Genomic DNA, 16330 nt, shown 5'->3' with positions numbered 1-16330 from the left:
GTATTATCATATACAAAACTCTAATAATTTTTTTCTTTCAATTTTATAAGATTTAGATGTCTTTAAGAACTCCAAGATTTAAGAATGAATTCCTTGCTTTACAAAATATAAAAGTTGAGGGGAATTTATTAATAAAAACTGATTTATCAAATATAGTTGATAAGTCAATTGTAGATTATGTAAGCAATAAACAGGATAGTAATTATACTTTTGGTATTTTAGATTTTACGGGTACTGCATTTGAAGCTACTGCAGTAGGAGCAATGCCTGTAGTCTTTGAAAGTGATGTAGGTAAACAAGGGGTAGAGCGTAATGCGACAATTCATACTTATTATAAATCTGCCTATAATATTAAATACTTTTTAAGTAATATTGATTTTATCCTTGAAGAAGATCGTGAGTTCTTTACCAATTTAGTTAAAAACTCATTGATTTTTACGCCACAATATTCATATGTAGATCGTACTAAAGCTCAGTTAGCTGGTAAGGTATCTCACATTCAGACAATTCAAAGTTATGTTACTTTAGGCATGTCTGATTATTACATGACCATTGGAGATATTAATAAGTGTACAACCATAAATGAGCAATTTAGATATATGACTAAGGTGTTATTAAACACTACATATGACGCTAATTACAATATTTTTGTTGGCACACAAAAAGTAAGCTATGTTGATTTAAAAGCTCATACTAAGGATAATTTGTTTAAGTTTGTTTATATGTATTTTTATCGTTTGTACGATATGACTTTAAATAAACACTTAAAAGTTAACTCTTGTATTGTTATTTCAGGCTTACGTCATTTATTTGATTTAAATAATTACCGTACTTTTATGATCAATGAGCAAGAAGCTAAAGATAGGTTATATAAGATCAAATCCCTGATTATTGAGCTTCTAGAGAAAGGGAAGGATTATAACTTGTTCTTTATTCTTTTAGATATGAACAATGATGATTATGATTTATTATCTAATTATTGTTTTGCTATAGAATCAGAAGTAGGCAGTTTACAGTTAGAATATAATTAAAAGAAGAGTCGCTAGTTTTACTAGTGACTCTTCTTGTTTATTAAAATTAAATTCAAGATAATTAAACAAAATTTTTTGTTTTTCTAATATAAAAAGTGGTCATTTGACACATTTTTAACTTTTTGTTTTGCACAATTTTTTCCTTTGACCGATAATATAATAAGAGTATAAAAGCAATAGATAATAAATTCTAAAACAAAATAAGAGGTGAATATGAGAGTTATTCCTTTAATAACTTCTGATGACGTGGCTAAGTGGAGTGCTAAATATATAGTTGATGCTATAAATAAAGCAAATCCAACCGCAGAGAAACCATTCGTTTTGGGGTTACCAACCGGAGGGACACCTGTCCAAACTTATAAATATTTAATAGAATATTATCGCCAAGGAAAAGTAAGTTTTAAGAATGTTGTTACCTTTAATATGGATGAATATTTAGGGTTATCAGCTAATCATCCGCAAAGTTATTCATACTTTATGCATGAGAATCTATTTAATCACATAGATATTTTAAAAGAGAATGTAAATATTCTTGATGGTATGACTCAGGATATAGTTGCAACTTGTCTCGCTTATGAAGAGAAAATAAAGTCTTATGGTGGTATAGATTTATTCTTAGGTGGAGTTGGAATAGATGGGCATATAGCTTTTAATGAACCAGGATCTTCTCTTACCTCAAGAACAAGAGTAAAAACTTTAACAGAAGAAACTAGAGTGGCAAATTCAAGATTCTTTGACTCTTTAGATGAAGTTCCAAAGTATGCTTTAACTGTAGGGGTAGCCACCTTATTAGATGCTAAAAGAGTAATGATTTTAGCTACAGGGGCAAATAAGTCTTTAGCAGTAAAACAAGCGGTTGAAGGGTCGGTAACTCATATGTGGACAGTTACAGCTTTACAACAACATAAACATGCCATGATCGTTTGTGATGAGCCAGCTTGTTTAGATTTAACTTTAAGAACATTTAAGTACTTTAGAGAAATTGAACACATAGACCCTACCAAAGAATATAATTTTGAGCGTGATTTAACTGTCTTTGCTGAGTATTTATAAGGTAGAGGAGTGATTATGACAAAATTAGCTTTTATTAATGGTAAGGTTTATACCCCTGAACTAAAAGAAAATGTAGCGGTTTTAGTAAACCAAGGAAAAGTAGAAAGGGTTATTGAGGCTTCGGAGATTGAAAAACTTCAGGATTATGAACTTATTGATTTAAAAGGTTCGAATCTATCTCCAGGATTTATTGATTTGCAAGTTAATGGTTGTGGGGGAGCTAATTTCAATGAAACTTTAGATAATCTCTGTGTTAAAACTTTAGAAGTAATGAGAGATTGTAACTATAAGTTTGGTTGTACAAGCTTTTTACCAACTTTAATTACAAGTCCTTATGAGTTTAGAAAGAAAGCATTAGAAGTAATTAAAGAGTATCATGAATTAAATCCAGAAGAAGTTAATGTTGTACCTGGATTACATATCGAAGGTCCGCATATAAGTAAAATTAAAAAAGGGACGCATAATGTAAATTATATAAAGCCAATCGAAGATAAGGATTTACAGCTTTATTTATCATATGCTCCTTATATCAAGATGTTAACTCTTGCTCCAGAGGAAAATGATTTAGCAAAAGTAAAAGAATTACTAAAAGCTGGAGTGCTGATTTCTTTAGGTCATACGAATGCTACTTATGAACAAGCACAAGAGTATATTGAAGCAGGGGTAACTTGTGCTACACATTTATATAATGCTATGAGTTCAATCGCTAATGGGCGTACTCCTGGGGTAATTGGAGCTATCTATGAATCAGATAAAATTAGTCCTGGAATTATTGTTGACGGAGTTCATGTAGCTTGGCCATTAGTTAATCTTTCAATAAAAGTAAAGGGAGATAATATTTTTATTGTTACAGACGCTTTAATGCCTGCAGGTAGTGATTTAACAGAATTCTATTTTGCTAATAAGCTAATTAGAGTTATTGATGAAGGCTGTTATGATGAGAATGGAGTTCTTTCAGGCTCAGCGATAACTATGGATTCTCAATTACGTCGACTACATAAACATAGTGATTTAACATTAGAACAAGTAATTAAATTAGCAACCTATAATCCAGCAAAACAATTAGGTCTGGAAAATAAAATAGGGGTTATAAAAGAAGGTGCTGACGCTAATTTAATTATCTTCGATAATAATTTTACGATTCAAGATACTTATGTGAACGGTAAACAAGTTTACACGAGTAAAGAGTAGAGAAAAGCAAAAAGACGCACCATGAGCGCGTCTTTTTTTCATTTAGATAAATTAGTTGCTTTCTTTGCGATAGTGATGAGCTAGTAAAGTATTTTTACCAAAAAAGTAAATTGGGAAAGCAATTATAGCTGCAATTACGTATTTAGTTAAAACATCAGCGTAAATAATTTCGAGCATGAAGTTTAAAGGGAATTCAGGATTTCCCCAGAAAGCTAAAAACGTAAAGAGAAAAGAATCTAAGGGTACGGAAATCACGTTTGAAGTGAGACAACGTAATAACCAATTTCTCTTTTTAAGATTTTGAAAGACTATAGTGTCGGTAAATTCACTTACGGCAATAGATAAGAAAGAAGCAAATATAAATCTAGCTTCAATTCCATAAAGCAGACTGTAAGTTACTGTAACGAGTAAAGCTAAGCCAATGGCAATAAAAACGTATTTTAAACCATAACCGTGAATACGGTCTCTAATGGTAAAAATAAAAGCAAAGAATAAGGTACCTATAGATAGTTGACCATAGATAGGTAAAGGAATAAAGGCATCTAAAGTAATATTTGCCAATAGTACGGATAGAACGTATCCAAAAATCCAAACTAATTTCATAAATTAAATCCTTTCATCAAAAAGCATACCTTTAAGATGATAAATAACTATTAACTTGCAATAAGCGAGTAATCCTACGCAAGCGGATATAAAAAATAAAGCCAAGATATTTTAGCATATTTTGTAAAAAAGAAAATAACTAATTTACGAGAGGTCGAATATGAAAGAACAAATTTTAGGAAAATTAAGAAATAAATTAGTTGTAAGTGTACAACCTGTTGATCACGGAGTTTTAGATAAACCTGAAATCGTTGCTTTATTATCTCAAGCTGCGGTAAATGGTGGGGCAAGCGGTATTCGAATTGAAGGGGTAGATAATCTTTTAGCCAGTCGTAGTCATTTAAGTGTCCCTGTAATTGGAATTGTAAAGTATGATCTTGATGATTCTCCAGTACGCATTACTCCATTTTTAGAAGATGTAGAGCAGTTAGCTAAAGCAGGTGCGAATATTATTGCTTTTGATGGAACCGATCGTAAACGTCCTGTATCTCGAGAGGATTTAGTAAAAGCTATTCATAGTTATGGATGTTTAGCTATGGCTGATTGTTCTTCTCGTGAAGATGGGGATTATTGTGCAGCTTTAGGATGTGAGATTATAGGGACAACTTTATCAGGATATACAGGTGGACCTATTCCGGAGTTTGCGGATTTTGAGTTAATCGAATACTTTGCAAGTAAAGGGTACTTTGTTATGGCAGAGGGAAGATTAAATACAACCGAAGATGTAAAAAAAGCGGTTTATGCTGGAGCTGATTGTGTAACCGTTGGCACAGTTCTTACAAGATTAGAAGTTATGACCGAAAAATTTGCTAAGGCAGCTTCGGTAACAAAAGATTAAAATAAAAAAAGAAGTAGTCCGAAAAAACTACTTCTTTTTTTTGCTTTTATTCAAGATTAAGAATTAATTCTTAAAATTGATTATTTTTGTTCTTTATCTTGCTGTTCAGGAACAAACGGAGCAACATACTCATTTAAAGTATCTTGGTTTTCTTGCGTTTGCTCTTGATTTGCTTGAGCTACTTCAGATGATTGTTCATCAGCTTTAGCAACAGTAGTATCTTCTGAAGTTTTATCTTCAGGTGAAGGTTGTTCTTCTAGAGAAGCTTGTACTTGTGTTTCTTCCGAAGTTTGCTTTTCAGATGAAGTTTGTGCTTCTTCTGAAGCTTCTGTTTGAGGAGAAGTAAGATCGTTATTTGTAGATTCATTTGCCTCTACTTTTCCTTCTTCTACTACTTTTTCTTTTTTATTTTCTTGAGTGAGGTTAAGATTTTCTTCCGCAGTAGCTTTTTCTTCACTATTAGATTTTTCTTCACTAGTAGCAGAAGTTTCTTTTTCATTATTCGTAGACTCTACTTTATCTTCTGTATAAACAAAAGCTTCTTTAAAGTCTCCATAAACTGCGTAAATCGTTTGGAAGATCCCCGCAATTGTATCAAAAATAACTTTTACAACCCAAAAGAGTAGGTTTACATAAGTTTGTGGATCTAAAGCTTTTTCGAATAAATCTGCTACATTTTCTTTACAATTACAACTAGAAGTATTGTTGTCTTCTTGCTCAAGATCTTGAGGTTTTGCTTGTGAAAGGAAAGCTGTAAAACTAACAAGAGCAAATAGTAAGAAAGAAGCTAAGAAAATAAATAAAGCATTTAAGCAGAATAAACTTAATAAACCTAGAGCAAAAAAGCCAAAGCTAAAAAATGTAAGCTGACGCTTTTTATCTTTTGCAGGTAGTTTATTATATAACTCTCTACTTTCTGTAAGTGCTTGTAAAATAGTTACATCATTTAAAAACAGATACACGTAAGCAGTTTGAGTGTTAATGAGAACATAGCTCGTGATGTAACCTATGATTAAAGCTAGAATAACTCCTACAAAACCAGCAAAGTCAGCAATTAATAAAGCTAAACTAATTCCTATAGCTACGATAATTAATTGAATAAAACTAACTACAAGGAATGACCAATAGTATTGGCGATGTTCGTTAGTCGTCGGATTATATTGAGGATTTAATTTATTTAATAAATGAAAATATACTATAGGTAAAAAGAATACCGGTAAATATAATTTAAAGAACACTAAAGTAAATAAAGAAAATCCTAAAAGGAGTTGTCTATTATTTTTTATAAAGTCTGACACCTTTGTGCATAAAGGAGATTTATTCATATGGATATCCTTTGGGAAGATAAATTATCTCTTGATAACCTATATATGTGGCGATATATTCGAAATAATATCAAAGTTATAGCAATTATTTTTGCTTATACTTATATAGTTTATCAAAAGTGTACTTAAAATTGTACTAAATTAAGGATAAAATTTTATTTTTGGGTATAATTTTGTCGAATATATACTTGATGATATAATCATATTGTTTATTAACTAGTATTCTGTAAACTTTTATAATTTTTAATCTTCTAATTTTAAACACAGAATGATTCTTCTTAAGTATTTAAAGAAAAATATATTAAAAACGTTTGTAATTACGTTTTTAATATTGTTTTCAATCTTTTTTGCACAACAACTAATTGTCGCTTTTACCCAAGTAAGTAGAGGAAATATTCCAGTTGGCTTTGTCTTTAAGTATATCTTTTTAAATATGCCAACTATGTTGCAATATTTTTTACCTTTTTCGTTTTTCTTAGGTGTACTGTTTACTTTTATTCGCATGTACAATAATCAAGAAATGACGGTAATGTACGCTTGTGGTTTACCTCATTCACGAGTTCTAAAGAGTTTAATGTTGCCAACAAGTATAGTATTTTTAATCTGCTTGTTTAACTCTTTATTTTTAGCTCCAAGTTTATTAACTGAGAGTCGTAATCAAATTCAATATTTTCGGACTAATCCTACTTTTTCTTTGATTTCAGAAGGTAGTTTTAATCGTATTCCTGATACTAACTATATTCTATTTGTTAATAAAATCGATGGCAATGTAGCTCATGGTATTTATGTTTTTGATTTTAATCAAAAAGGAAACTTAAACTTTATTATGAGTGCAATTGGTAAAGTTAGAGTACAAGACAATCAAAGACTAATTGTCTTAGAAAATGGTTCGGTTTTCTCTCGAGATTTATCAGACGATTTTTATAATAAAGTAGAAGCTCATTTACCTGAGATAGCTAAGCTTAACGCCGTAGGCGAGAAAGATTCTAGTCAGTTATCTAACGAAGAACAAGAAAAAATTCAAAAATTATTAACGCCTAAAGAAGATGAATCTGGAACTCTTATTTTTGATGCAAAAGATTATAATTATGAGCAATTAAAAACAGTGTTAGGTTCTAATTTATCAGGAGTGAATAAAATAAACTTTGAGACTTTAACTTTAAGAATAGGTCTTGTACAACAAGAAACTAATCTTGAAGCCTATAAGTTTAAAACCATCACGCAATTATTAGATCTTAGTAATGAAGATAAGATTGCTTACCTCGAGATTGCAGTAAGATTAATAAATGCTGCTTCAGTATTTCTTTTTGCTTTCTTAGCTTTTGTTTTTGGAAAAGTAAATCCTCGTCAAGGTAGGTCTACAAACATTATCGTATCTATTTCCTTATATTTTATTTATTTGCTAATTCTTAACTCTTTAAGTTCGGTAATAAATAAAGGTAAAGTAATAGATACAACTTTATATATTTTTATTGTGACTAACCTAATCTATGTGTTCTTAGTTTATATCTTAATTACAGATAGAAATTCTATTAAGAAGAACTTTATTTTTGCCAAAATCCGTAAATTCTTTGGAGGGCAATAGGTGTGACGCTATTTCGAATTTTAGATAGGTACTTGGTCAAGAAAGTAAGTATCACTGTTACTTTTACTTTAATTGGCTTAGTTTTATTTAGTCTAATTATCAGAATCACCGAAGAGATATCTAATGTTGGTAGAGGAGCTTATACTTTAACGGATGCTCTCCTTTATTCTTTAATGCTTGCTGCTCCCGACATAAATACTTTTTTCCCTATGGCTGGTTTGCTTGGTGCGATGATCGCTTTAGGACAAATGGCAAGTCATAGTGAATTAATCATAATTCAGTCAGTAGGGGTTTCAAGGTTAAGAATATTTCTTGGATTGTTATGGTTTATTATTCCATTCTCTTTGCTTAATTTAGCCGTACAACAATGGGTAGCACCACAGGCTGCTTCTTATGGTTATGCGATGAAAAGTGCTAAGTTGAACAATGGTAATTTTTATACGAGTAATCAAACTTTATGGTCAAAAGCAAATGGCGAGTTTGTTTATGCTCAAGTTGGTAATCAAGCAAATTTACAAGATATTTTAATTTTGCAATATGATGAAACTAACTATGCAATAAAAAAAATTATAATTGGAGAGCGAGCTCTATGGGATAATCAAGATAAACTTTGGCATATTCAAAAGGTGCAAGAGTTTACTTATCAAATCCAAAATGATAGTGGATTAACAACATCGCAAGAACAAGAAATAAAAAATAATATTAATCAGGATAATCAATTTCTTTTTGGTTTATTACAAAAAGAGTTAGCTACCAATCAAAGTTTTAATGTGAAATTATATAGTAATTATGTATGGGAATCGACTTTGACTCCTGATAAATTACTTTTAGTAAATCAAGATCGAAATAATTTTACTTTAACCTCATTGTGGAGCTATATAAGCTTTTTAACTGAAACTAATCAAAATTCAGATTCTTATAGATATTTATTTTGGTCAAAAGTTTTTGCAGGCTTAAGCTTTTTTGTCATGATGTTTGTTGCTACTTCAAGTATTTTTGGCAATATGCGTAATGTATCTATAATGCTAAAAATATTTTTTGCCGTAATTTTAGGTTTAGTGTTTTACGTACTAAATAATACCGTAGGACCATTATTAACCACTTATGGTTTAGCACCTATAGTAGCTTCATTAATTCCTTCATTATTATTCTTTATTTATGGACTTTATTTAGCAAGACGTAAATAAATGAAAAGCAGTGTATTCTGGGTACACTGCTTTATCTTTTTAGTTATTTTTATTTAATTGCATTCATGTCGAAAAGCTTAAAAATTTCTAGCTCAAAGCTTTGCTCTCCGATATTTATCGAAAATCTTACTTCTTCATCAAAGATAATTTTCGAATTAATAATAGAATCAATAATCCAAGATCTGTTTTCAGTAGGAATAAAATCTAGTCCTTGGCAATTAATCCCTGCTAGATTATAGATACCCAAGATAGTTCCGGTTTTTTTATTACTATCTTCCGAGAAGTGAGCGAAAATTTGTGCTTGTTCTAGATCAAAATTTGGTGCAATTTGTCCGTCAAAGGTAAAAATTACATGAGTGTGAGTATTTGCTCCACGGAACTTAGCTCGAGCAATTCCTTCTTGTCCTTGGTAACATCCTTTATTGTAGCTAATTGCACTTTCTAAATGGTCAATGCCTAAAGCTTGAGGTAAAAATTTATCACAGTTTTTCTCTTCAAGATTATAAACAAAACCATTTAAAGCTGCTAGAGCTAGAGATTGTTCACCCGTTATAATTTGTCCCTCAATTCCAAATTCTTTTTTAGCGATTTCAGGATTTATTCTGTAATCGGTAATAAGAAATTGTAAATTATAAGGTGTGTGTTCTGCGTAATCATTATTAGGATATCCAATAAGTTTGTACTCTGTGGTGGTATCATTACCAAGATAAATTTCAACAAAAGAATGTACTTTTATAATGATATCACTGAAGACTGCAAACTTTTTCAAATGATTTTCAATACGACGTGCCGACTCTTCACCATAAGTTAGTATAAAGAAATTGTAGTCGGTTATTTTATATAATCTAAATGTAGCAATTACTTTTCCTGTAGGTAAAGTTAAACAAGAGTAAGTAGCTGTACGAGTTTGCATATGTAACAAGTTTACAGGTATTTGCCCTTGTAAGAATCTTTGTGCATCTCTACCATATACAGAAATATAGTACCAATTGGTAGGTCTTTCCATGATATTTTATTTTATGGGTTAGAATAAAAACTAAAAGTTGGTGGATTAGATATACATCTTTTGCTTGATATTATACAAGTAAAGTCTATGAGCAATTTTGATTTTTTGTGGTGCAATAAAAATAGCAAATTTATCTCTCTTGAATAATAGAGATCTTTTTTATAAAGGTTTTGGTAATAAAAAAAATCAAACCCACATAAATTTTGTAGGTTTTAGTTATTTACAGTTTTATTTTTTTGTAATAGATATTATTGTATAATTTTATAAATTATTAGAAAAATCTTTTAACTTATTTTTAAAATTCAAACAAATTTAATTCTTATGGCATTTAAAAAGACTATTATAGGCTTAGCAAGTATTGCAGCTGTAGTTGGGGGTGTAGGTTATTACATGAACACTCCTAATTCTAATGTTTCAATATTGCAACATGAAGCCAATAATTTAGATAGAGATAATACTCTAGTTTTTTGCATTGGTAGATCGCCAAGAGCTTTAAGTCCAGCAATAGTTGCTGATGGTACTTCTTATAATTCATCATCACGAGTAATTTTTAACCGTTTGGTTGAAAATGAAAGAGGAAGTACTAAACTTATCCCTGCATTAGCTCAATCATGGGAAGTAAGTGATGATTCTAAGGAAGTAACTTTACATTTACGTCATGGAGTAAAGTTTAATGATAATGATATCTTTACTCCAACTCGTGATTTTAATGCAGACGATGTACTTTTTACATTTAGTCGCATGTTAGATAAGGATAATCCATATAACAAGGTTAGTGGAGGGGTATATCCTTATTGGAATATTATGGGATTTGGTTCTTTAATTAATAAAGTAGAAAAAATTGATGATTACACGGTTAAATTCTATTTAAACCAACCAAATGTTACTTTTGTTTCTGATTTAGCTATGGATGTACTTTCGATTTATTCGAAAGAGTATGCCGATTTTTTATTAAAAGAGGGTAAGCCTGAATTAATAGACCAAAAACCTATAGGTACCGGTCCTTGGAAGTTAGATCAGTATATTAAAGATACCGCAATTCGTTATACGATAAATCCTAATTATTTTAGAGGACCTGCTGAGATTAGCACTCTAATTTATAGTATTACCCCAGATCCAACTTCACGTTTAGCTAAGGTTATTACCGGGCAGTGTGACTTTATGGAAGCTCCAAACTCGGCTGATCAAGCTGAAGTGATCAAAAAATATAACTTAAAAACAAGTTTACAAACTGGTTTAAATGTAGCCTATATCGCTTTAAATAATGATAAAGAGTTTTTAAAAGATGTAAGAGTACGTAAAGCTCTTGATATGGCTATAGATAAGCAAGCAATTGCAAGATTGGTATATAACAACCAAGTTGTTATGGATGGTCATGTTTTAACTTCAACCATGCTTGGTTATGATCCTAATCTTAAGGTTGATCAATATGATCCGGAAAAGGCTAAAGAACTTTTAGCTCAAGCAGGTTATGCAAATGGCTTTGATATTAAGATTTTTGTGCAACCAGTTTCAAGATCTTCAAATCCAAATCCTGCACGTACAGCAGAGTTAATTCAACAGGATTGGAAAAAGATCGGGGTAAATGCTACTTTAGAAACTACAGAGTATAATGAGTTTATTAAACAGACTCGTGCTGGTAATTTTGAAGCAGGTACCTATGGTTGGTCTGGTGATAATGGTGACCCTGATAACTTTTTAACACCATTATTATCTTCAGGGTCTATTGGTAAATCTAACTATTCTCGCTTTGCCAATGCAGAGTTCGATAGATTAGTTACTTTAGGACGTACTACTCCAGATACTGAAGAAAGAGCAAAAATTTATGCTCAGGCAGAAGCTGTATTTGAGCAGAATCAACCATTTATTGTTATAGGACACTCTATGCTTTTAGCGATCATGAGACCTGAAGTAGTAGATTATAAGTACACTCCATTTGGATTTGTTGAATTTTATGGAGTGAAAAAAGTAGATCCTAGTAAACAAGATATATCAACAAATGATTAAGAATTTAGGAAGTTATGTTTAAAACAATTTTTAAAAAAGTGTTAATGTTAATCCCAACATTTTTTGGTATAACATTATTAACTTTTATTTTGGTACATTCTCTTCCTGGAGATCCTGTATTAGCTATGTTAGGAGATAAGTCTCCTTCTGAAGCTGATTATAATGCAATGCGAGCGACTCTTGGTTTAGATCAATCTTATTTAACCCAGTATTTAATTTATATAAAAAATATTTTTCATGGTGATTTTGGGGTAAGCTTCAATACAGGTTTGCCGGTATTACAAGAGTTTTTTACTCGTTTTCCAGCAACTCTTGAGTTAACGATTACCGCAATCCTCTTTGCTTGTGTTTTAGGATTACCAATAGGAATTATTGCTGCCTTAAATCGCGGGAAATGGCTTGATAATTTATTAATGTCAATTTCTCTTGTTGGCTATTCTATGCCTGTTTTCTGGTGGGGACTAATTTTAGTAATGATTTTCTCTATTACTTTGCAATGGCTACCAGTTTCAGGTTATATCGGGGTAGAATACTTTATCCCACAAGTAACGGGCTTTTCGATTATAGATGCTATTCTTGCTAAGGATGTTGGAGCTTTAAAATCTGCATTTTTACATATTATTTTGCCTACAATTGCTTTAGGAACTATTCCAACGGCAATTATTGCGAGAATGACTCGATCTTCGATGTTAGAAATTCTTAATGAAGGATTTATCCAGTCATTAAGAGCACGTGGATTTAGTGGTTATCGCATAATTGTGCTTCATGCTTTACGCAATGCTTTAATCCCAATTGTAACGGTTTTAGGATTAATTGTTGGTGGTTTAGTATCAGGAGCAATTTTAACTGAAACGATTTTCTCTTGGCCTGGAGTAGGTAAATGGCTTGTTGATGCTATTAATTCTAGAGATTTTCCTGTAATCCAGTCTGCAATATTATTTATATCTGTATTTGTAATACTGATTAATTTTATCGTAGATATCGTTTATATCTTAATTAATCCAAGAGTGAAATAATATGGAAACCAAATCAGAAATTAATAAAGATTTAATTTCAGATAAATCAGCTACTAGATTATTTATTGCTGCCTTTGCCCAAAACAAAGGGGCGGTAATTGGATTAATTTTTATTGTAATCTTAGCATTGTCTGGAATTTTCGCTCCTTTTGTTGCTCCTTATGATCCAGTTGAGCAATTTCGTGAACATGCCTTACAACCTCCTGCATGGATGGAAGGAGGTAGCATGCAATTTATTTTAGGTACCGATGATGTAGGGAGAGACATTCTTTCACGCATCATTTATGGAGCTAGAGTATCTATTTTAAATGGTCTAGTTATCGTGGTTATATCTTCTGTAATAGGGGTTACTTTAGGTTTAATCGCTGGTTACTTTGGAGGAATTTTAGACATAATTATTTCTCGTATCGTTGACATTATTATGTCTTTACCATCATTATTAGTTGCGATTGCCGTAGTTGCGGTTTTAGGTCCATCGTTAGAAAATGCAGCTCTAGCGATAGGGGTTATTTCTATTCCTTCTTATGTACGTTTAATGCGTATTGGGGTAAGAGTTGAGAAGTCTAAGGATTATGTTACTGCTTCACGTTTAGTAGGAGTTGGCAATGTTAAATTAATGTTTAATACAATTCTTCCAAATACTTTAACTCCTGTAGCAGTGCAAGCAACCTTAGGCTTTTCAAGTGCAATTCTAACTATGTCAGCTTTAGGATTTCTTGGCATGGGTGCACAACCACCTGCACCTGAATGGGGAACTATGCTTTCTGAGTCAACCAGATTCTTTTTATCTGCATGGTGGACTGTAACTTTCCCTGGTTTAGCAATTTTGCTAACTGTATTAGCGTTTAATTTTATGGGAGATGGAGTACGTGATGCTCTTGATCCAAAATTAAGACAATCTAATTAATGGAGAGAGTTATGACCAAAAATGCTTTAGTTGTTGAAAATTTAAAAGTAACTTTCGGTAAAAAAGGAAGTACTCCTACATTAAAAAATATTTCATTTACAGCTTCGCAAGGAAAAATTCTAGGAGTTGTAGGTGAATCGGGATCAGGAAAATCAGTTACCTCTTTAGCAATTTTAGATTTGCTTGGTAAAACAGCTACAATTGAAGCTGATAAGATAGAGGTTAATGATATAGATTTTTTAAAATTAACCACAAAACAAAAAAGACCTTATTTAGGTAAAACTATCTCTTATGTTTTCCAAGATGCTCTAAATGCTTTGGATCCAACTTATACTATAGGTCAACAAATAATTGAAACTTTAGTTGTGCATGAGCCTGGTAAATCGAATAAAGAGTACCAGCAGATGGCAGTTGAACTTTTAAATAAAGTTGGAATCCTCGATCCAGAGTCAAGACTTTCTGCTTATCCGCATCAATTATCTGGAGGACAGCTACAAAGAATTATGATTGGTATTGCGATTTCGAGTAATCCAAAAATTCTTATAGCTGATGAACCTACAACTGCATTAGATGTTATTATCCAAAAGCAAATTGTAGATTTATTACTGCAAATCCAAAAAGAAAATAATATGACGATGATCTTTATTAGTCACAATCTAGCGTTAATTTCAGAGATTGCTGATCAGATCATTGTGATGCGTAAAGGGGAAATTGTAGAACAAGGGTCTGTTGATGATATTTTCTTAAGCCCTAAGAGGGACTATACCCGTGCTTTAATCAGTTCTTTACCGCAATTTGCGAAGAACTTACAACCAATTGCTGTAGAGCAAGGGAATTAACGGGGGATATTCATGACAAAAAATCTTAATCAAGAAAATAAAGAGACCAGTGCTACTTTCTTTTTACCGAATGATGTTCCCTTAATCTTTTCTTATCAAGAAGATAAAGAATTATCAAATAGTGAGAGTGAACAAGAAAACTCTTCAGAAGAGCTTATGAGTACTGATACTCCTAGCTCAGAAAAATCTTCGCTACCAAAGCAAGAAGCTAAGGTTAATACTTCTGATAAAAGTAGATCTGCAAGTCTAAATGAAGAAGATAATTACGAACTTCTTTATGCGACTGATAATCTAAAAGTTTCTCCGCAAAATAACTTATCTGTGGAGCAGGAAGGAGAGGTTATTACGGTGAAAACTATAGAGAAAACTAAAGAAAAGCCTATAAATGCTGAGATAGATATTCCTGAAGTTATTGATGAATCTGTATTTCCTAAAGTAGATAGTGCTAATGTTTTAGCAACTGTAGCTACAGCTTCAGCTATTGCACAAGCCGTGGAGTTAGGAGCAGATAAGAAAAAAATAACTATAGCGAGTGAGGATTTTGTAGGTTCTACTGAAACGGCTCAAGTTACAATAGGTGAAGGTGAAACAAGGCTAACAGCTTCTCCTCTTGAGGATAACTCAGAATTAAAGCAAGAAGTTAAACAAAGTGATTCAAGTACGAAAGCAATTAAAGTTGATGGGGAATCTCAAAGTAAATCTAAGGTTCAAGATAAAGAAGAAGCTCAAGATAAAGAAGAACCAACAGTAGAAGTTGCTGCAGAATCTCAAGAAAATACAAAAGAATATACTTTCTTTGATGGTAGTAAGCGTCAAGTTAAGTTGTCTAAGTACTACCCAGAGTATGAGTTTGATGTAGATGACTTAATGAAAGATATTCCAGTAATTCTTGAAGGTAAGAATTTACGTAAAGAGTTTAAAATTCGTACAGGTATTTTCAGCAGTAAAAAACTTGAAGCTGTAAAAGATGTGACTTTTGCTTTGCATGCTGGAGAAACTATCTCTATTGTGGGAGAGTCGGGTTCTGGAAAATCAACCCTAGCTAAAATGATTTTAGGGATTGAAAAGAGTACCTCAGGTGAAGTGCTTTTTAAAGGAAAGAAAATTAATTTTAACAAAGCAGATGATCGTGAATTAATGCGTAAAGAAATGCAGATGGTATTCCAAAATCCACATGCTTCTTTAAATCCACGTAAAACAATTTTTAAAATTTTAGAAGAACCTTTAATTTATAACACTTCCCTAACTGCAAAACAAAGAGCTGAGCAAATTGAAAAAATGATTCAACTAGTTGGTTTACAAGTTGAACATTTAAAACGTTATCCGCATATGTTCTCAGGTGGACAAAAACAGCGTATTGCGATTGCAAGAGGATTAATTTTAAATCCTTCGATTGTAGTTGCTGATGAAGCTGTTAGTGCTTTAGATGTATCGGTGCAAGCTCAGATTCTGAATTTAATGCTTGAAATTCAAAAGCTTTATAATACTTCATACTTATTTATAAGTCATGATTTATCGGTAGTTAGACATATCTCTCATAGAGTTATTGTTATGTATCGTGGAGAAGTTGTGGAATATGGTAATGTTGAAGATATTTTTAATAATCCTCAACATGAGTATACTAAGCAACTTTTAGCTGCAATTCCAAAATTACCTGAAAATGTAATGAAAAAATCTTAATTTAATTCCCTTTCTATTCCTGGATAGAAGGGGATTTTTTATTAAGTATTTTTTATAATTTA

The 16330-nt window shown here is 31.6% G+C and carries 14 protein-coding genes; 11 read left to right on the top strand and 3 right to left on the bottom strand.

Translation table 11 applies throughout. The features are described from left to right. The first annotated feature begins 56 nt into the window (after nt 1-56). From CKF59_RS00070 to nagA, 3 genes are all read left to right on the top strand, one after another. Nucleotides 57-1031: a hypothetical protein gene (locus CKF59_RS00070; RefSeq protein ID WP_119533946.1), complete on the top strand. Its 975-nt coding sequence runs from the start codon at nt 57-59 to the stop codon at nt 1029-1031. A 213-nt stretch (nt 1032-1244) separates the two neighbouring features. After that, nucleotides 1245-2084: a glucosamine-6-phosphate deaminase gene (gene nagB / locus CKF59_RS00065; RefSeq protein ID WP_119533945.1), complete on the top strand. Its 840-nt coding sequence runs from the start codon at nt 1245-1247 to the stop codon at nt 2082-2084. A 15-nt stretch (nt 2085-2099) separates the two neighbouring features. Next, nucleotides 2100-3275, top strand: coding sequence for an N-acetylglucosamine-6-phosphate deacetylase (nagA, locus tag CKF59_RS00060; protein ID WP_119533944.1), 1176 nt, complete (start codon nt 2100-2102; stop codon nt 3273-3275). Between the two features lie 51 nt (nt 3276-3326). Here nagA and CKF59_RS00055 read toward each other — a convergent pair whose 3' ends face one another. Next, a complete protein-coding gene (locus CKF59_RS00055; protein ID WP_119533943.1) occupies nt 3327-3878 on the bottom strand; it encodes a queuosine precursor transporter in 552 nt (183 codons plus the stop codon). Nucleotides 3879-4038: 160 nt separating this feature from the next. On the opposite strand from CKF59_RS00055, the gene CKF59_RS00050 reads away from it, so the two are divergent. Further along, nucleotides 4039-4716: an N-acetylmannosamine-6-phosphate 2-epimerase gene (locus tag CKF59_RS00050; RefSeq protein WP_119533942.1), complete on the top strand. Its 678-nt coding sequence runs from the start codon at nt 4039-4041 to the stop codon at nt 4714-4716. Nucleotides 4717-4796: 80 nt separating this feature from the next. On the opposite strand, the gene CKF59_RS00045 is transcribed toward CKF59_RS00050, so the two are convergent. Beyond that, the gene (locus CKF59_RS00045) at nt 4797-6041 is read right to left on the bottom strand and encodes an MFS transporter (RefSeq protein ID WP_119533941.1); all 1245 of its coding nucleotides are present in this window, start codon (nt 6039-6041) and stop codon (nt 4797-4799) included. Nucleotides 6042-6309: 268 nt separating this feature from the next. Here CKF59_RS00045 and CKF59_RS00040 point away from each other — a divergent pair, with 268 nt between their 5' ends. Both CKF59_RS00040 and CKF59_RS00035 read left to right on the top strand, forming a co-directional pair. Beyond that, complete coding sequence (locus tag CKF59_RS00040; protein ID WP_119533940.1) at nt 6310-7626, top strand: LptF/LptG family permease; 1317 nt, start codon at nt 6310-6312, stop codon at nt 7624-7626. A gap of 2 nt (nt 7627-7628) precedes the next feature. Then, a complete protein-coding gene (locus tag CKF59_RS00035) occupies nt 7629-8813 on the top strand; it encodes an LptF/LptG family permease (protein ID WP_222985414.1) in 1185 nt (394 codons plus the stop codon). 49 nt (nt 8814-8862) lie between these two features. Here CKF59_RS00035 and ygfZ read toward each other — a convergent pair whose 3' ends face one another. After that, entirely contained in the window at nt 8863-9819 is a 957-nt protein-coding gene (gene ygfZ, locus CKF59_RS00030; protein WP_119533938.1) for a CAF17-like 4Fe-4S cluster assembly/insertion protein YgfZ, read from the bottom strand. Nucleotides 9820-10140: 321 nt separating this feature from the next. On the opposite strand from ygfZ, the gene CKF59_RS00025 reads away from it, so the two are divergent. Genes CKF59_RS00025 through CKF59_RS07810 form a run of 5 tightly spaced genes read left to right on the top strand, consistent with a single transcriptional unit; the run spans nt 10141 to nt 16268 of the window. Next, on the top strand, nt 10141-11826 hold the full coding sequence (locus tag CKF59_RS00025; RefSeq protein WP_119533937.1) for an ABC transporter substrate-binding protein: 1686 nt from the start codon (nt 10141-10143) through the stop codon (nt 11824-11826). A gap of 14 nt (nt 11827-11840) precedes the next feature. Next, nucleotides 11841-12842, top strand: coding sequence for an ABC transporter permease (locus tag CKF59_RS00020; RefSeq protein ID WP_119533936.1), 1002 nt, complete (start codon nt 11841-11843; stop codon nt 12840-12842). 1 nt (nt 12843) lies between these two features. Then, the gene (locus tag CKF59_RS00015; RefSeq protein ID WP_119533935.1) at nt 12844-13749 is read left to right on the top strand and encodes an ABC transporter permease subunit; all 906 of its coding nucleotides are present in this window, start codon (nt 12844-12846) and stop codon (nt 13747-13749) included. An 11-nt stretch (nt 13750-13760) separates the two neighbouring features. Next, nucleotides 13761-14588, top strand: a complete 828-nt coding sequence (locus tag CKF59_RS00010; protein ID WP_222985412.1) for an ABC transporter ATP-binding protein — start codon at nt 13761-13763, stop codon at nt 14586-14588. A 12-nt stretch (nt 14589-14600) separates the two neighbouring features. Continuing rightward, a complete protein-coding gene (locus tag CKF59_RS07810; RefSeq protein WP_222985410.1) occupies nt 14601-16268 on the top strand; it encodes an ATP-binding cassette domain-containing protein in 1668 nt (555 codons plus the stop codon). The last annotated feature ends 62 nt before the right edge of the window (nt 16269-16330 follow it).

This window comes from Psittacicella gerlachiana, from assembly GCF_003585965.1.
In the GTDB taxonomy this organism is placed as follows: Bacteria; Pseudomonadota; Gammaproteobacteria; order Enterobacterales; family Psittacicellaceae; genus Psittacicella; species Psittacicella gerlachiana.
The sequence above is the reverse complement of the archived record's forward strand: the minus strand, read 5'-3'. Positions and strand labels throughout refer to the sequence as shown.